Here is a 17,216-nt window from a genome sequence, read left to right as displayed (position 1 = left end):
ATCACCTCTTTGCGTTTATTATATCTTCTTCTGTTAGTCCCGCCTCTTTTGCAATTTCTATTCCTCTTTCAAAGTCTCCAACTCTAAAAGGTGTATGGGCATCGCTGTTTATTACAAATTTGCATCCCTCTTTTTTAGCTATCTTTACATATTCAACTGTCATATAACCGTGACTTGAATTAATTTCAAGAGATGTCCCTCTCTCTTTTGCTGCTTTTGCAAGCTTTTGTGTATCAATGTCTACTTTTGCTCCGGGGTGTGTTATTATGTCAATTTTGTACTTTTTTATAGCATTAATCATCGCTTGAGTATTTTTTTCTCTCATCTCTTCCCGCAAGGAAATAAAATATTTACTTGCCATGTTCTTACCAAAAAGCTGTAAAGTACTTCTAAAGTCTTTAGGCATAACTCCTTCATGATATCCCATAAGCAAAATATCTAAATATTTCATAAGTTCATCAGGAACATCAATATCTCCTTCTAAGCTGATTAAATTAGCTTCTACTCCCATCAGCACTTTAATTTGAGGATATTTTCATTAATCTTATCTATTTCCTCCCTCATTTTTTTAAAATCCCTTTTTCTTAAACCATAAAATACATGAGCTGGTCCATGGTCAGTAATCGCAATTACCTCAAGTCCAATTTCTATTGCCCTTTTTACATTATCTTCTATTGTGCCTTTCCCATGGCTGTATACCGTATGGGTGTGATAATCAGCAAAAATTCTCATTTGTCTAATCACCTATTTCTCTCCTACTATTTTTATTTCTGGTACAAGTTCCACTCCAAACTTTTCTTTTACTACTTTTTGTATATGTTCAATCAAATTTAAAACATCGTAGAAAGTTGCATTGCCAGTATTTATAATAAATCCCGAATGCTTTTCAGAAACTTTAGCCCCTCCAATTGAATAACCTTTAAGTCCTGCCTCCTCAATCAATTTTCCAGCATAATATCCAGGTGGCCTTTTAAAAGTACTTCCGGCACTGGGATACTCTAAAGGCTGTTTTTCCTTTCTTTTTGCATTTAGTTCCTCCATTTTGCTTTTTATTTCTTCGTATTTCCCCTTTGTTAAACTAAGCCATGCTCTTAAAACAATCCAATCCTTTTCCTGAATAATGCTGTGTCTATAGGAAAAATTCATTTCTTCGTTTGATAAAATCAATATATTGCCTTTTTCATCTAAAACCTCTACTTTTTCTACCACGTCCTTCATTTCAGGCCCATAAGCTCCTGCGTTCATCACTATTGCTCCACCTAAAGTGCCAGGAATCCCGCTAGCAAATTCAAATCCCGCAAGTTCATGTACAAGTGCCACATTGGCAATATAGGAAAGAGGGGCTCCCGCTTCAGCAATTATGCTATTACCTTCTACCATTACATTCCTTAAAGAGGATAATTTTATTACAACTCCTCTAATGCCCTTTTCACTTACCAATAAATTAGTACCATTTCCTAGTATAAAAAAAGGAATGTTTTCTCCTTTCAACAAAAATATGACTTCCAATAATTCTTTACGATTATTTGGTACAACTAACACATCTGCAGGTCCACCTATTTTAAAAGAAGTGTGTCTTTTCATGGGCTCGTTTAAATACAATTTCCCTTCTCTTAAGATATCTTTCAATTTGTCAACTATCTCAATCACTCTACCACTCCTCAAAATTTAAAGTTTAACTACTCCATCTATAGTCTATCAATAATATATTGTTTTCATTCCAAAATGAAACTTTATATGCAATTTTATAATATCACTTTTTTTTCACAAAATAAATAGAGGGGATAACCCCTCCTTTATGCATTGTAACAAACTTTAAATCTCTTGCTTATGCAACCTTCCGAATCATACATGCTCACAACAGCTGTGCACTTTTTTATCTTTATCTCGCAATTGCAATCCCTGCAAAAATACAGGTTATTCCCTATTTTGCCCACATTCGTACTTTTGCAATTTGGGCATTCCACAGCAATCACCTCTTAATTAGCTGCTTACACTATGAACTGCATCGCCAATGAATTAGTGGGCTGCAGAGTCACAGACTGCCATCTGTTCCTTCTCTGGCGTGTCCAACACACCTCCTGTAATTAAATTTATTCCAGTATAAGCAGCTTTTGATTTGTGCATTAAATAATCTTAAAATTTTGATTTCCATTTCAATTTTTATTATACCACAAGGGAAGAAATCGGTTATAGCTTGAAATTTCCTTATATCTTCTAATATTTTGAATTTTTCCTTATATTTATTCAGCATTTCTCCCTTTAGCAAAAAAAATATCCGTTTTTCTATGCTTTTTGCTAAAACTTAGAGCATATAATTATATGAGGTGTTCAATATGATTTTTAAAGCTATAAAAGTATTTTCCATCCCTTTTTTCACTTCAATGGGAGTTGTCATCGGCGGGACGCTTATTGGCGCTCTATCTTCTATTTTTACTTCAGATTCTCCTATTAAAGTCATAAACATGATATTAAAAGACATACGCTTATGGGCAATATTAATAGGACTTGGAGGATCTTTCTCCGCTATAAGAGGCTTTGAAATAGGTTTAAAGGGTGAATTTACACAACTTATAAAACAAGGCTTAATAATTCTAGGAGCCTTTTTAGGATCTTATGCAGGGTTTAAAATTATTTCTTTTATTGTTGGTGATTTGAAGTGAGAAAGTTTCATATTTATATTGGCATCTTTATTCTTGGCTTTATTACTGGAAGTTCTATTATAAATGCAGTAAATGGTATTAAAATTGAAAAACTAATTTTTGAAAAAGAAGCTTATAGAATGAATAACATTGAATTAAGTGAAAAGGTGTCAAAACTTAATGAATCCCTAAAAAACAAGCCTCAAAGAGTAGTCACAGAGATAATTGTGCACATAAATAATGCTGACAATAAATTGGCTATTGAAATAGAAAAATACGTAAAAGAAAAACTATATGGCTTATACGGAAAAGAGGTAGAAAAAATAGACCCCATATTAATAAAAAACATTTTTGATGGCAGAGTCTTAACAATTGAAAATAAAAAAATAATCCTAAAGGTTAACTTTATTGTAATAAATACTATTATCGAAATTTACCTTGATATTCATGAAAAAAATTCTCTAGAAGAATAAACATAAATTACAGATTGTTAACAAACCTTTTTGTATGTAATTTAAAGTCTCCTGCTTTTATGCTAGGGTGCAGGCTCACGTATCTAAGTCGTGTCTAAGGCTCATTTTGGGCAGATGAGACACACTACACCTTGCGCATAAAAGCGGAGACTTTTTAAAAATGACTTTGTCTACAGTCTGACATAAATTATTCATTTTGTATGTTAATTTCTTTCTTTATTTTCCAAACAATAGAATCGGCAGCTTCAAATCCCATATTTATGCATTTTCCCGCCTGGTCAAACCTATACCAGCGAATATTATTAACATTAGGTTTTATTGTATAGACTCTTTTACCCCTCTCTGTTTTTTCAGAATTTTTGTTAGAGCTGTCTTTTAATAACTTCATAGTTGTAGCTGTAATAGATATGATTTCGGGCAATGTTCTTTTTAAATTGAAATATTTTTTTAGAGGCAGCAACCTATCACTATTAGCTAAAGAATAAAAGGTTTTTTCAAAAACTCCCATATCTATGCTAGAGCTCACATCACATTCTATAATTATATCTGCACCCAATTTAGCTGCTAATTCTATTGCCTCAGAATCAACAATTGACCCATCAACTAACTTGGTTCCATTGTACTCCACGGGTTCAAAAAAGACGGGGATAGAAATGCTTGCCCTTATAGCTTTTATCAAGTCTCCCTCTGAAAATACTATTTCTTTTCCTGTTTGAATATCAGTAGCCACAATATATAGAGGAATATTAAGTTCCTCAAAACTTTCTTTCACATAACCCCGCAAGTATTTCTCTATTTTTTCACCCTTTACTAAGCCGGTTCGTGAGGCTTTAAAATCCAATAAACTTATAAATTTTAACATATTAATCTTTTTTGCATCACTTATAAGTTTGTCTACATTATGTCCTGAAGCATAGATTGCTCCTATTATCGCTCCCATACTTATGCCTATTATAAAATCAATAGGAATATTTTCTTCTTCAAATCTTTTTAGTATACCTAAGTGCGCATATCCTCTTGCTGCTCCACCACCTAGTATAAGTCCTATTTTGGGTCTCATTTTTCATCACCATTTCTATTCAAAAATAATTTGTATGGCATTTAACGCATCCAAAATTTCATTTTCATTAGAATCTAAAATCACTTGAATTCCCGTACCAAACATTGCACCAAGTATCATCCTCGCTACTGCTCGTGGAGAATAATTTCTAAAATTCTCTCCTAAAGCACTGTTACTTAAAATTTTTTCCTCAATCATTTTAGATAAGTCATTAAATAAATCTTTTAATAAACTGTTAAAAGAAGAGGACCACATAGCTAAACCTGTAAAATCGTACAACAGTTTAAAAAGTCCTGGATTATTTTTTAAAAGGTCTTTAAAAAAATTCACTAAGGATAGCATCTTATCTTTTGCAGTTTCTCCCATACTCAAAGCTTCATTTATTTCTTTTAAATATTTATCTATCATCATCTTTATTACCTCTGTAAAAAGCCCTTCCTTACTGCCAAAATAATAATGCAATTGGCTTAACACAACACCAGCTTCCTCTGCAATGTCTCTTAAGGAAACATTAGCATATCCTTTAGTTGAAATACACTTATATGCAGCATTTAATATTCTTTGCGATTGGTTTCTTCCTTCCATCTTGGATTTCCCCTTTTGAAGTTTATTTATTAAAGCCGCCCAGATCGGAAAATAGAAATTGCTAAACCTAAAACTATGACAAAAGCTATCGCTAAACCAATCTTTAAAATTATCCCATTAAGCTTATACATTTCTGCACCAGCATTAGCACTCATTCCTGACCCTATTAAAATCCCTGCAATGACAATACTTAAAGCCAAAAGTATAATACTGGTGGAAAGTCGATTAAATACCTTATCAACCCGTTTCTCTAAATTTTCAAGGTCTCTTATTTTCAATTCTATAGCATAATTTTCTTCTTCTGTTTTCCTTAAAAAATTCAATAAAAATGATGGCAACTCTTTTATCAATCTGCTATAATCCATTGTGGCATTTATTATCTCTTCTTTCATATGTTGAGTAGAAAACATTTTAGGTATCAACTGCTTTGCAATTGGTTTTGCCACTTCTAAAACGCTAATTTTGGGATCTAACTTTTCTACTATCCCCTCTAACGTTATAAGGCTTTTAGCCAGCATATTAAATTCATTGGGAATTACAATATTATACGAAAATACAAGGTCAAATATCCCATTGAGGACTTCTCCAACTTTGAGCTTTTCTAGCGGTATTTCAACATATCTATCTCGCAAATTATTTATATCTTTTTCTAGCTTTTTCATATTAACATTTAAAGTCATCGCATTTAAATCTATAACGCTTTCAATAATCATCCTGCTATTTTTGTAAACAATCCCCAACAACATTTTAGAAAACTGTCTTTTCCTTTCTGGGCTTAAGCTACCTACCATTCCAAAATCTAAAAATGCTATTGTCCCATCCTCTAGCACCATAATATTTCCCGGATGAGGGTCTCCATGGAAAAAACCATCCCTTAAAATCTGATTCAATACAGATTTTGCAAGGTTTCTTGCAATTGCACCGCGGTCTAATCCAGCCTCCTCAATTGCATTAAAATCATTTAACGGAATGCCATCAATGTATTCCATCGTCAATACACGTCTTGTCGTATGGGTCCAGATTATAGAAGGAATTTTGACTTTTTTGTCTTTTAAAAAATTCTTTTTGAACTTTTCTGCGTTTTCCCCCTCTATTCTAAAATCTAATTCCTCTCCCAATCTCTTTTTGAAGTCTTCTACCATTTTTGTAAAATTATATATTTTCCCATACTTTGTATGATTATCAACAAATTTGGAAATATCTTCTAATATCCTCATATCTTGGGCTATGATTTTTTCTATCCCTGGCCTTTGAACCTTGACAACAACAGTTTTGCCTGACCACAACAAAGCCTTGTGAACTTGTGCTATAGAAGCCGCCGCTAGAGGAGTAGGCTCAAATTCAGCATAGGTTTCCTCCAAACTTTCGCCAAATTCATTTTGTATAACTGATTTCACCTCATCAAAAGAAAAAGCAGGAGCTTTGTCCTGTAATTTTTCCAATTCCTTTATTATATCTTTTGGCAAAATATCAGACCTTGTGCTTAAAATCTGCCCCATCTTTATAAAAGTAGGTCCTAATTCTTCAAGAGCAAGTCTTAACCTTTCTCCCCGGGAAAGTTTCGCAATATTTTCATCATTTGTTTGCTTCAAGATTTTTCTTCTTACATTTATATGTTTTAAAATTCCAATATTGTCAATTATAGCACCAAACCCGTATTTGATGAATACAAAAACTATTTCTCTGTATCTTCTTAAATGTTGCATTATTTCACACCTGTCATCAAAATTTTATAGTTACTTATTTCTTTGTGTTTTGCATTTCCTCCAGCACTTTTCTGACTTCCTCACGAACAATATTTCTTATATCTTCTTTACTAACAATGTCCTCCTTTTTGGCGATGTTCATGTAATCTAACGTTTCAGCAACTGCGTCTTTAATCATTTTTCTCAATTCTTCCTTCTGTTCTTCACCTTTTTTTACTAAGTCTTTTACCATTTTTTGTGCATCTTCTCTTGCAACTTCTCCTCTATCTACAAGCTCTTCTACTATTTTTTCTATTTTCTCTCGCGATAATGCAAATAATCCTAAGCCAAAATTGATAGATTTTTCAAGCAAACTTGTCATATTTATAACCCCTTTCAAAATTAATTCGGACATCCGTCCTAATATCTCTACTAATATTATATACTAAAATTTCCTAAAGTCAATATGGAATTTTATTACTCCTCCAACAGCTCTTTTACAACTTCTATACCGTTTAATTTCATGTGATACAAAAACATGGTATGTATCAAATTGCCATCATGAGGCATTATCTTGAGGGACTCGGCAGTTTTTACAGATGTATCATAGGTTTCAACGCAATTTTCCGGTACAATTACATTTACTTTAAGATTATTGGCATTTGCAATCATTTTTATAGACATAGCCGTCTGGTAAACGCATAAATCAGTACAATCTCCTACAACGATAAAAGTAGATTTTCCTTCCTTTATCATTTCAACAACTTTCTTTAAAAACTCATTCCCGCCTTCTAATTCCCCTCCAAAAAACACATTCAACGAATTTTTCTCTACAATCACAGGTTCTCCTTCAACTACTTCTTTTAATTCGTTAACAATTTCACTTTCAAAAGTGTCTTTTACACAGTGAGGTGGAAATTCTTCAAATTCAACTGCATCTGAAGGATGAGCGTCATTTAAAAAGAACACATTTTTTATACCCATTCTGTAGCAGGCCTTTAATAAATTTTTTATGGGTTCTATTATCCCTGCAACTCTTGGACTAGCCAATGGACCGCTTTTACAAAAACCATTTAGCATATCTACAACCAAAACTGAAACCTTATCCTTTCCATCAGCATTGTATATTACACTGCTTAAACTTTTTTCTTCAAGGTTGCTATAAAAGTCAAAAAGGTAATTTAAAAATGGCCTTGTGTTATACAAAAAGCTATCAAAATTCATAAAAAATTCCCCCTCTAATCAACTCTTTTGCCAAAATTATACCACAAAAATACTTAATCCAGTACATTGAAAAAAGTTTCTCTTGCCACAGCCAAAAGTCTCCCCTCTTCTGTGTAAGCCTCACAAACTGCAACAGTAGTTTTATTGCCAGCATGTACTATTTTTCCAATCGCCTTTACTTTGTCAACCAAATTTGCAGGTGAAACATAATTTATATTCATTTCAAGAGTCACCACTTGCTTTCCAACTGTGCGAGCTGCCATACCCATTGTAATATCCATCAAAGAAAAAAGCACGCCTCCATGAGCAATGCCAAGAGGATTTAAGTGTTTTTCTTCAATTTCTATTTTTGTAACAGCATAACCCTTCCCTAATTCTGCTACATGCACCCCTATTAATTGATGAAAATTAGTATTCCTATTTATTTTTAAAAGTTCTTCAAAAAGTTTTTCATCTATTCCACCATTTATTGCTTTCACATTCCCGCCCTCCTCATAAGTTGTTGTTATTATTATAGCATAAAAAACACAGGACTTCTCCTGTGCAGTTTGTTGACAAAGTTAAAAAATATTCAAAGGAGATATTTTGCATCGTTGCTCCGATGTTCCAAAGCGACAAAACTAAACTCGACCTTCAGGTTCCGGCAGGGTACCGGGCACAATCGGCATCCATGCCTTAAGGTGCCCGCCTCCGCCATCCATGGCTTCGGCCCTGCCTCCACCCTCGGTCTTGTTAAGTTTTGTTACCGCTTTGTAACAAGTCACTCCTTATGCAAAATATCTCCTTTACGAAAGTTTGCCTACAGTCTGCACAGGACTTTTCCTGTGTTTATGCAAATATTTCATGCCATATTTTTATAATATACCCTTCAACAGGACTAAGTATTCCTTCAAGTCCTCTTAAAATTTTACTGCTTATAAATCCTATTATAAAGCCAGCTATGATATCCAGTGGATAATGTACTCCCACATATATTCTTGCAAATAAAAGTAATAGAGTTAAAACCATCATTATACTGCCAATAATTTTGTCATACATAATCTCTGTAAAAGATAAAGCAGAACCTCCTGACGCATGGTCACTCGGAAAAGAAGCATCTGCAGGATGTTTTACCAAAAGATTGACTTTGTGATGCACAAAAGGTCTGGGTTCAAAATAGACGGTAGAAATTATTAAATTTAAACTTAGTGCAATAATAGCTGCAAAAAAGGCGTTCATAGAAGTCTTTTTACCCTTATCACCGCCTATAAACCACTGAACCAACATAAGCATCCCATACAAAATTGGAGAATACACAGCAATAAAAGTCATAATCTTGTCCAAAAAAATATTATGGCCTGCTAAGCCATTTATCATGTGAAAAAGTGTCAAATTCATATTTCTTCACCTCATGAAATATTATATAGGTGAAGTCTTAAAGGAAAATTAGATTTTCATTAAAAACAAATTAAAAAATTATAATTGATTATGTATTAATGTTAAATTAATAGTCAATACCTAAATCTTCTATTATAGATATAAACGCATCAACAATTTTAGGATCAAACTGTGTTCCCGCATTTTTTTTCAATTCTTCAATAGCTTGAGCCATTGTAAATGAATCTCTGTAAGGCCTCTTAGAAGTCATGGCATCAAAAGCATCAGCCACGGCTATTATTCGTGAACCTAAAGGTATCTTCTCACCTTTTAATCCATCAGGATATCCTTTGCCATCATATTTTTCGTGATGATGACGTATTATCTTTGCGATATTTTCCATAACCTTCATCTTATTTATAATCTCATAACTCATAACCGGATGATCCATTATTTCAGCAAATTCTTGATCAGTAAGTTTTCCTGGTTTGTTTAACACCTCATCTCTTATGCCAATTTTCCCTATGTCATGAAGTTTTGCTGCCGTGATTATATCTTCCGCTTTTTTCCCTTCAATTCCCATTTTATAAACAATTTGTGTTACAAGTTTACAAACCCTTTGAGAATGTCCTTGTGTATACACATCCTTTGCTTCTAACGCAGAAATCAATGCATTTTTCATATCTTTTAGATTTTCATTTGTTTCCTTGATTAAATCTCTAAGTCTCTCTGCCTGTAATTTAAAGTAACTAATAGATATGGATACAAAATAATACAGTGGAATAGATATTAGAAAAATATAAGATTTTTCAGTTAAATATATTTCTAAAAACTCTCCTATACTTATTAGCGTAGGAGTAATTAAGCTGCGTTTCAAATCATACATTAGAGCAGAAATTACAAGAGGAATATACAAAAGTCGCGTATAGGCGTAAAAATATATAGTGTTTATCTTTCGGGAAGTATAAAATATAATTCCAATCATTATAAGTAACAATATAAAAATTAAAATGTCTGTAAATTTTTTGTTTTTTAAAAGACAGAAAATTTTACTTTTAAATCTCTCCATAACTCTCCTCTCCTCTGAAATTACAAAAAATTTGCTTTTTCGTAAATTTTCTTGCTTATTCTACGAATATTGTATATTTATAAATTTTTATTGTCAACAATCGACTATAGTCAAATTTTAATGAATTTTTAACACTATTTTGATATAATAAGCTAAGAATTGTAAAGGGGTGGAAAATTTATGAGAATTCTCATTGTAGATGATGAAGAAAATTTAGTAAATGCTTTATATAAAGCTTTAAAAGAAGAAGGATATAGTGTAGATATTGCACAAGATGGTTTAGAAGGGTTAGAATATGCCAAAATGAATGTCTATGATGTAATAATTTTAGACATAATGCTTCCGGGAATGGATGGCATTAAAATTTTAGAGAATTTAAGAAATGAAGGTATTAACACTCCTGTACTGATGCTTACAGCGAAAGATGCTACAGAAGACAAAGTAAAAGGTCTTGATACAGGAGCTGACGATTACATGACAAAACCTTTTGAGTTGTGTGAGTTAATGGCAAGAATTCGCGCCCTTTTAAGGAGAGAAGCTCCTACTAAAAGCCCTATTTTAAAGGTTGCCGATTTAGAATTAAATACTTTGACACGCCAAGTCAAAAGAGGAGACAAAGAAATAACTCTCACAAGCAAAGAATTTGCCCTTTTAGAATATATGATGAGAAATGCAGGGAGAGTTTTAACCCGCACCCAAATAGCCGACCATATATGGGACTATGAATTTGATGGCTTTTCCAATATTATCGACGTATACATACGCTATCTCAGAAAAAAAATTGACGATGATTTTGAAAACAAACTCATTCATACGATAAGAGGTAGCGGATATTGTTTAAAGGAGTCTAAGTAAAATGAAAAAAATTTATTTTCCATTAAAACTAAAATTGACATTATGGTATGTGCTGCTATTAACTATTGTAATAACAATATTTAGTGTCGTAACCTATTTAAGTCTGGAAAAAATGATAATTATAAATGAAGATACAATACTTAAAACACAAGTTCAACAAATATCATCAGTACTTGATATAGAAAATGGAAAAATTAAATCTGGCGACGAACCTTTTTATGCCAACACAGATTTTTACGGAGCTATTTATTCTTATCCAGACTTAAAGCTAATAGAATCCAATATTCCTTCAAAAATTCTTAGCCAATATACTACAAACACTGATTTCATAGGCAAATACCAAACTGTTACATCACCTGAAGGAAAGCTTAGGATGTATTCTGCTCCTGTATATTATGACAGTAAAATAATAGGAATAATTGTAATAGCTCAATCGTTAAATTTAATGGATATAGCAATGAAAAATCTGTTTGGCATCTTCACCATTATAATTCCAATTTTAATTGGTATTACAATTTTAGGCGGGATTATTATTTCAAACAAAGCATTAAAACCAATTAGTCACATGACTAAAGTTGCAAGAGAAATAAGTGTTGGTGACCTATCTAAAAGACTTAACCTACCTTACACTAATGACGAAATAGGAAATCTTGCCCAAACCTTTGACATGATGATTGAAAAACTTGAAAACTCTTTTAAAAGGCAAAAACAATTTACCCATGACGCCTCCCATGAACTTAGAACTCCTATTGCTGTAATACAAACCCAAGCAGAATCAGCATTAAATGGCACAGGCACAAAGGAAGAATATAAAAAAGCTTTACAAGTAATACTTGAGGAAGCAAAACACATGTCAAAACTTGTTCACGATTTATTATTCCTTGCCAGAAGTGACTCTAATGCAGAAAAATTGACTATAGAAAATTTAAATTTCAGCGAATTAATAGAAGGAATTGTAAATGAACTTGCCCCTCTTGTTGAAAACAATGGCTTAACATTAAAAATTATAAAAAATGATTCTTCCTACATTAGGGGAGATCAAACAAGAATAATTCAACTTTTTTATAACTTAATAGACAATGCCATCAAATATACACCAGCTGGTGGAAAAGTAGAGATAAGTGTAGAAAATTCAGGAAAATTTATCAAGACCTCTATCAAAGATACAGGAATAGGAATACCTGAAGAGCATCTACCCCATATTTTTGAAAGGTTCTATAGAGTTGACAAAGCAAGGACAAGAAAAAGCGGAGGAAGTGGATTAGGGCTTTCTATCTGCCAGTGGATTATAAACGCCCACGGCGGAAAAATCCAAGTCGAAAGCTGTGAAGGCAAAGGAACGACTTTTGTAGTATGGCTTCCTACCTTAAAAAAATGAGTTTGGACAATTCCAAACTCATGCCCTAAACCTTCTCAATCTTAAAGCATTTGTTACAACTGACACTGAGCTAAATGCCATTGCCCCTCCTGCTATAGCTGGAGTCAAAAATCCCATCGCAGCAAATGGTATGCCGATTGTATTGTATAAAAAAGCCCAGAATAAATTTTGATATATATTTCTCATGGTAGCTTTGCTTAATTTTATAGCGGTCACAATACCCATAAGATTTCCACTTAAAAGCGTTATATCTGAGGTTTCTATCGCCACATCTGTACCTGTACCTATCGCTATGCCAACATCCGCAGTAGCTAAAGCAGGAGCATCATTAATACCATCTCCCACCATTGCAACTACTTTTCCCATTTTTTGAAGCTTCATAATCTCTAAAGCCTTATGTTCTGGCAATACTTCTGCTAGAACATTTTTTATACCAACTTGTTTTGCTATTGCCTCAGCAGTCCTTTTATTATCTCCCGTAATCATGTATACTTCAATACCCATAGCCTGTAACTTTTGAATTGCTTTTGCCGAGTCACTCTTTACAGTATCTGCAACAGCTATAATGCCATAAACTTTGTCGTGAGATGCCAATATCATTGCTGTTTTACCTTGTGATTCTAGTTCTGTGACCTTATCTTCAATTGACGTTATATCAATATTTTGTCTGTCCATGAGCCTTCTATTGCCAATATAAAACTCTTTTTCATTTATCATAATGCATATACCGTAGCCTGGTATAGCCTCAAATTTCTCAGAGTCTTCCAATATTTTGAATTTTTCTTTTGCTTTATTGACAATTGCTTGTCCCAATGGATGCTCAGAATTTTTTTCCGCAATTCCCGCAATTTTCAAAATCTCATCTTCGGTAAAATCTCCAAGAGCTACTATGTCTGTAACTTCCGGTTCTCCTTTTGTTATCGTCCCAGTCTTATCAAGCACTATTGTCGTGATTTTTCCTGCCCTCTGCAGATGCTCTCCTCCTTTAATGAGTATACCATTTTCTGCTCCTTTTCCTGTCCCTACCATCACAGAGGTCGGAACTGCAAGTCCAAGGGCACACGGGCAGGCTATTACAAGTACTGATACTGCATTTATTATGCCCCCATTAAAATCTCCATACCCAAAATACCAAATTAAAAAGGTGGTAGCAGCTATACCCATAACTGTGGGTACAAAAATACCAGAGATTTTATCAGCAATTTGTTGAATTGGCGCTTTGGAACCTTGGGCGTCTTCTACCATTTTAATAATTTGCGATAGTACCGTATCTTTACCCACTTTTGTCGCTTCAAATTTAAACGTTCCTGTTTTATTTATCGTAGCACCAATTACTTCATCACCAACGCCTTTTTCTACAGGAATAGATTCACCAGTTATCATAGATTCATCTATTGTGGAACTACCCTCAACTATTTTACCATCAACTGGTATTTTTTCACCCGGCCTTACAACAACGATATCCCCAACTTTGACTTCTTCAATAGGTATATCTAATTCTTGCCCATCCCTTATCACTCTTGCGGTCTTTGCTTGTAGTCCCATAAGGTTTTTTATTGCTTCAGATGTTTTCCCCTTGGCTGTAGCTTCAAGCAGTTTACCCAATGTTACAAGCGTTATAATAACTGCTGATGCCTCAAAATACAAGTAATTGTGTATCTCATGAGAGGGTTTGGTAAATACATTGTACAAACTATAAAAATACGCTGCAGATGTTCCCATAGCTACCAAAGTATCCATATTTGCCGTCATATTTTTTAAATTGTTCCACGCACCCTTATAATATCTAAAACCTACGATAAACTGAACAGGTGAAGATAAAAATACCTGTAACCACGGATTATCAAGTATTCCTCCTGAAATTTTAAACATTCTAAAAACCATTGATATTACTAACGGCACAGTTAAAATCGCTGAATATATTACAAGTTTCCTTAATGTATTTATTTCTCTCTCCTTTATCTCTTTTTCTGTGTCAATACCTACTCCAGTCTTTTCTTTTGCATCATATCCTATATCTTTTATCGCTTTAATCATTTTTTCTGTATCAATTTCATTTGAATCATATTCGACAATTGCTGTCTCAGTCGCAAAATTAACTGATGCATTGCTTACACCAGGCAGGTTTTTTAAGGTTTTTTCGATTTTGGCAGCGCAGGATGCGCAGGACATACCCATAAGTGCAAGCTCTGCTTTATCTTTTATTACACCATATCCTATATCTTCTATTTTTTTCTCCATATCGCATATATTAATTTTATCTGGATCATATATAACTGTTGCTTTTTCAATCGCAAGATTTACATTTGCGTCTAAAACTCCATCTAAGCTTTTAAGCCCTTTTTCTATTTTGGTTGCACAAGCTGCACAAGACATCCCTGTTATTTTTAAATTAGCTTTTTCGGCCATATTTTCATCTCCTCTTCATTCTCTCAGTATTTTTATAGGAAATTCTTCCAAATAAAAGGAGATTCCGAAATTTTATCTAACTTTTCTTTCTATTGTTCCCCCTCCTACAACAATATCTCCATCATAAAAAACTACTGACTGTCCTGGTGTAATAGCCCTTTGCTGATTGTCAAATTTCACAAAAACCCTCCCATCTTCAAGTGGTCGTATTACTGCATCCTGCTCTTTTGCAGTATACCGTATCTTTGCTTTTACTCTCATCTCTCCTTCAAGTTTGTCAATTGAAATAAAGTTGTTATTATAGGAAATGAGTTCATCCCCAAATACTTCGTCACCGTATCCTAATACTACCACATTATTTTCTGCATCAATATCGACAACATAGAGGGGTTTGCCAACAGAAATTCCTAAACCTTTCCGTTGTCCTATTGTATAATGTATAATCCCTTTATGATAACCTAAAAATCTACCTCTCGTATCGCGGAATTCTCCTGGTTTTATCTCTTCTTTGGCATTTTCTCTAATAAATTTTCCATAATCATTATCAGTTACAAAACAAATTTCTTGACTGTCTGGCTTTGATGCAACAGGCAGGCCTAAATTTTTAGCTAACTCTCTGACCTCATCTTTTTTATATTTACCCAGTGGAAACAAAATATGCTCAAGCTGAGTTTGAGTAAGATTATATAGTACATAAGTCTGGTCTTTGGAAGTATCTACAGACTTCTTTAATATATACCTTCCTCTTTCTTCATCGTACTCACAAATCGCATAATGGCCTGTTGCTACATAATACGCATCTATCATCCAGGCTCTTTTCAAAAGTTCTTCAAATTTTATATATTTATTGCAAGCAATACATGGATTAGGAGTCCTACCTTTTAAATATTCATCTACAAAGTAATCTATTACTTTTTCTTTAAAAACATCTTTAAAATTCATTACATAATATTTAATGCCAATCTTATTCGCTACTCTTCTGGCGTCACTAACAGCACTTAATGAACAACAGCCGCCTTCAACTCTTACGGCTTCCTCATCTTTGTCCTGCCATATTTGCATCGTAACACCTATAACATCAAATCCCTGCTCTTTTAAAAGATACGCTGAAACAGAGCTATCAACACCTCCGCTCATTCCTACAACTACTCTGTTATTCTTTTTCATAAAAAAATTTTCTAACCTCCTTGTAGATTCTCTCATACAATCTGTGATATTGACCTTAATCTTTTAACAATTTGTGGAAGTACTTCTAAAACCTTATCTATATCTTCTTCTGTGTTATCTTTGCCTATTGTAAGTCTCAAAGACCCTCGAGCTAATTCTTTTGAGAGCCCAATTGCTAGAAGCACATGAGATGGCTCCAATGAACCAGAAGTGCATGCTGAACCACTTGAAGCACATATTCCTGCCATATCTAAGTTTAAAATAAGGGATTCGCCATCTACAAATTCAAATGATACATTAACATTGCCTGGAAGCCTTTTTGTTGGATGCCCGTTTAACCTCGCATATGGTATTTTTTCTAATATTCCATTTATAAGTTTATCTCTTAAAAATGTAAGTTTATTTATATGAGAATCCAAATTTTTCGTGATAAGCTCTATCGCTTCCCCCAGTCCTACTATTCCTGCAACATTTTCTGTGCCCGCTCTTCTATTCCTTTCCTGTGTTCCACCTTGTATAAGCGAATGAATCTTTACCCCCTTCTTTATATATAATGCTCCCACGCCTTTAGGTCCATATATTTTATGGGCAGATAGAGATAACAAATCAACATCTAATTTTTTTACATCTATTGGTATATTACCAACTGCTTGCACAGCATCAGTATGAAAATATACATTTTTCTCATGAGCTATTTTAACAAGCTCCTCAATTGGCTCTATCGTACCTATCTCATTATTGGCAAACATTATAGAAACAAGGATTGTTTTATCTGTAATTGCCTTTTTTAAATCTTCAGGCTTTACAAGTCCATATTCGTCAACTGGAAGATATGTTACTTTGAATCCTTCTTTTTCAAGATATCGACAAGTATTAAGTACTGCATGATGTTCAATTTCCGTTGTAATAATGTGATTTCCCTTATCTTTTAACGCATATGCTACACCTTTTAATGCCCAATTATCAGACTCAGACCCACCACTGGTAAAATATATTTCGTCTGCATCTGCACCCAGAGCTTTTGCCACTTTTTCCCTCGCTTCTTCAATAGCTTTTTTCGCTTCTTGACCATATGAATACGGAGAAGATGGATTACCAAAAACATCACTATAATATGGTAACATCGCCTCTAATACCCTTTTATCAACTGGAGTAGTCGCTGCATTGTCTAAATAAATTCTATCCACAAAAATCGCCTCTCTATTATTTTCTACTTCTTAGTATCTCTCTTACCTTTATAATTTCATCAATAATGTCAAGATTTAATGTGTCAGATGTTTTTTGCTTTGTACCTTTTTTTATAATTTTTTTAC

General features: G+C 33.5%; 17 protein-coding genes and 1 pseudogene. 4 read left to right on the top strand and 14 right to left on the bottom strand.

Going from position 1 to position 17,216, the window contains the following annotated elements:
- Position 1 precedes the first annotated feature (1 nt).
- From M663_RS14670 to M663_RS0108240, 3 genes and pseudogenes are all read right to left on the bottom strand, one after another.
- A pseudogene (locus M663_RS14670) lies at positions 2–732 on the bottom strand (PHP domain-containing protein).
- Positions 733–744: 12 nt separating this feature from the next.
- Entirely contained in the window at positions 745–1,650 is a 906-nt protein-coding gene (murB, locus tag M663_RS0108245; RefSeq protein WP_009052950.1) for a UDP-N-acetylmuramate dehydrogenase, read from the bottom strand.
- Between the two features lie 385 nt (positions 1,651–2,035).
- On the bottom strand, positions 2,036–2,254 hold the full coding sequence (locus M663_RS0108240) for a hypothetical protein (RefSeq protein ID WP_029688585.1): 219 nt from the start codon (positions 2,252–2,254) through the stop codon (positions 2,036–2,038).
- 82 nt (positions 2,255–2,336) lie between these two features.
- Here M663_RS0108240 and M663_RS0108235 point away from each other — a divergent pair, with 82 nt between their 5' ends.
- Entirely contained in the window at positions 2,337–2,663 is a 327-nt protein-coding gene (locus M663_RS0108235) for a YtrH family sporulation protein (protein ID WP_029688584.1), read from the top strand.
- Positions 2,660–3,115, top strand: a complete 456-nt coding sequence (locus M663_RS0108230; RefSeq protein ID WP_029688583.1) for a hypothetical protein — start codon at positions 2,660–2,662, stop codon at positions 3,113–3,115. The genes M663_RS0108235 and M663_RS0108230 overlap by 4 nt, the downstream gene beginning before the upstream one ends.
- 187 nt (positions 3,116–3,302) lie before the next feature.
- Here the strand turns inward: M663_RS0108230 and M663_RS0108225 are convergent, their stop codons facing one another.
- The 8 genes from M663_RS0108225 to M663_RS15415 all read right to left on the bottom strand — a co-directional run bounded on the left by M663_RS0108225 (position 3,303) and on the right by M663_RS15415 (position 10,094).
- Positions 3,303–4,175 (bottom strand): patatin family protein, encoded by an 873-nt coding sequence (locus M663_RS0108225; RefSeq protein ID WP_029688582.1) that lies wholly within the window; start codon positions 4,173–4,175, stop codon positions 3,303–3,305.
- 15 nt (positions 4,176–4,190) lie between these two features.
- Complete coding sequence (locus tag M663_RS0108220) at positions 4,191–4,760, bottom strand: TetR/AcrR family transcriptional regulator (RefSeq protein WP_004401599.1); 570 nt, start codon at positions 4,758–4,760, stop codon at positions 4,191–4,193.
- 29 nt (positions 4,761–4,789) lie between these two features.
- Complete coding sequence (ubiB, locus tag M663_RS0108215) at positions 4,790–6,466, bottom strand: 2-polyprenylphenol 6-hydroxylase (RefSeq protein ID WP_029688581.1); 1,677 nt, start codon at positions 6,464–6,466, stop codon at positions 4,790–4,792.
- 34 nt (positions 6,467–6,500) lie between these two features.
- A complete protein-coding gene (locus tag M663_RS0108210; protein WP_337954497.1) occupies positions 6,501–6,860 on the bottom strand; it encodes a hypothetical protein in 360 nt (119 codons plus the stop codon).
- Positions 6,861–6,922: 62 nt separating this feature from the next.
- The gene (locus tag M663_RS0108205; protein ID WP_029688579.1) at positions 6,923–7,669 is read right to left on the bottom strand and encodes an isochorismatase family cysteine hydrolase; all 747 of its coding nucleotides are present in this window, start codon (positions 7,667–7,669) and stop codon (positions 6,923–6,925) included.
- 53 nt (positions 7,670–7,722) lie between these two features.
- Entirely contained in the window at positions 7,723–8,148 is a 426-nt protein-coding gene (locus M663_RS0108200) for a PaaI family thioesterase (protein WP_029688578.1), read from the bottom strand.
- 349 nt (positions 8,149–8,497) lie between these two features.
- Entirely contained in the window at positions 8,498–9,046 is a 549-nt protein-coding gene (locus M663_RS0108190) for an undecaprenyl-diphosphatase (protein ID WP_029688577.1), read from the bottom strand.
- A gap of 106 nt (positions 9,047–9,152) precedes the next feature.
- Positions 9,153–10,094, bottom strand: a complete 942-nt coding sequence (locus tag M663_RS15415; protein ID WP_273702669.1) for an HD-GYP domain-containing protein — start codon at positions 10,092–10,094, stop codon at positions 9,153–9,155.
- Between the two features lie 180 nt (positions 10,095–10,274).
- Between M663_RS15415 and M663_RS0108180 the strand changes: the two genes are divergently transcribed.
- Both M663_RS0108180 and M663_RS0108175 read left to right on the top strand, forming a co-directional pair.
- Positions 10,275–10,949, top strand: coding sequence for a response regulator transcription factor (locus M663_RS0108180; RefSeq protein WP_019907869.1), 675 nt, complete (start codon positions 10,275–10,277; stop codon positions 10,947–10,949).
- Between the two features lies 1 nt (position 10,950).
- Entirely contained in the window at positions 10,951–12,327 is a 1,377-nt protein-coding gene (locus M663_RS0108175; protein WP_029688575.1) for an ATP-binding protein, read from the top strand.
- 18 nt (positions 12,328–12,345) lie between these two features.
- Here the strand turns inward: M663_RS0108175 and M663_RS0108170 are convergent, their stop codons facing one another.
- The 3 genes from M663_RS0108170 to nifS form a co-directional block, all read right to left on the bottom strand.
- Positions 12,346–14,736 (bottom strand): heavy metal translocating P-type ATPase, encoded by a 2,391-nt coding sequence (locus tag M663_RS0108170; RefSeq protein ID WP_029688574.1) that lies wholly within the window; start codon positions 14,734–14,736, stop codon positions 12,346–12,348.
- Between the two features lie 72 nt (positions 14,737–14,808).
- On the bottom strand, positions 14,809–15,939 hold the full coding sequence (gene mnmA / locus M663_RS0108165) for a tRNA 2-thiouridine(34) synthase MnmA (protein WP_273702668.1): 1,131 nt from the start codon (positions 15,937–15,939) through the stop codon (positions 14,809–14,811).
- Complete coding sequence (gene nifS / locus M663_RS0108160; RefSeq protein ID WP_029688572.1) at positions 15,936–17,090, bottom strand: cysteine desulfurase NifS; 1,155 nt, start codon at positions 17,088–17,090, stop codon at positions 15,936–15,938. The genes mnmA and nifS overlap by 4 nt, the downstream gene beginning before the upstream one ends.
- Positions 17,091–17,216 lie beyond the last annotated feature (126 nt).

It is taken from the genome of Thermoanaerobacter sp. A7A, from assembly GCF_000445185.1.
Lineage (GTDB): Bacteria > Bacillota > Thermoanaerobacteria > Thermoanaerobacterales > Thermoanaerobacteraceae > Thermoanaerobacter.
This window is presented reverse-complemented; position numbering and strand designations above follow the sequence as displayed.

Excerpts from the sequence above, each read along its gene's own strand:
- M663_RS0108240 (WP_029688585.1), bottom strand. The coding sequence starts at position 2,254 with ATGCTGAATAAATATAAGGAAAAATTCAAAATATTAGAAGATATAAGG.
- M663_RS0108235 (WP_029688584.1), top strand. The coding sequence starts at position 2,337 with ATGATTTTTAAAGCTATAAAAGTATTTTCCATCCCTTTTTTCACTTCA.
- M663_RS0108225 (WP_029688582.1), bottom strand. The coding sequence starts at position 4,175 with ATGAGACCCAAAATAGGACTTATACTAGGTGGTGGAGCAGCAAGAGGA.
- M663_RS0108220 (WP_004401599.1), bottom strand. The coding sequence starts at position 4,760 with ATGGAAGGAAGAAACCAATCGCAAAGAATATTAAATGCTGCATATAAG.
- ubiB (WP_029688581.1), bottom strand. The coding sequence starts at position 6,466 with ATGCAACATTTAAGAAGATACAGAGAAATAGTTTTTGTATTCATCAAA.
- M663_RS0108210 (WP_337954497.1), bottom strand. The coding sequence starts at position 6,860 with ATGTCCGAATTAATTTTGAAAGGGGTTATAAATATGACAAGTTTGCTT.
- M663_RS0108205 (WP_029688579.1), bottom strand. The coding sequence starts at position 7,669 with ATGAATTTTGATAGCTTTTTGTATAACACAAGGCCATTTTTAAATTAC.
- M663_RS0108190 (WP_029688577.1), bottom strand. The coding sequence starts at position 9,046 with ATGAATTTGACACTTTTTCACATGATAAATGGCTTAGCAGGCCATAAT.
- M663_RS15415 (WP_273702669.1), bottom strand. The coding sequence starts at position 10,094 with ATGGAGAGATTTAAAAGTAAAATTTTCTGTCTTTTAAAAAACAAAAAA.
- M663_RS0108180 (WP_019907869.1), top strand. The coding sequence starts at position 10,275 with ATGAGAATTCTCATTGTAGATGATGAAGAAAATTTAGTAAATGCTTTA.
- M663_RS0108175 (WP_029688575.1), top strand. The coding sequence starts at position 10,951 with ATGAAAAAAATTTATTTTCCATTAAAACTAAAATTGACATTATGGTAT.
- M663_RS0108170 (WP_029688574.1), bottom strand. The coding sequence starts at position 14,736 with ATGGCCGAAAAAGCTAATTTAAAAATAACAGGGATGTCTTGTGCAGCT.
- mnmA (WP_273702668.1), bottom strand. The coding sequence starts at position 15,939 with ATGAGAGAATCTACAAGGAGGTTAGAAAATTTTTTTATGAAAAAGAAT.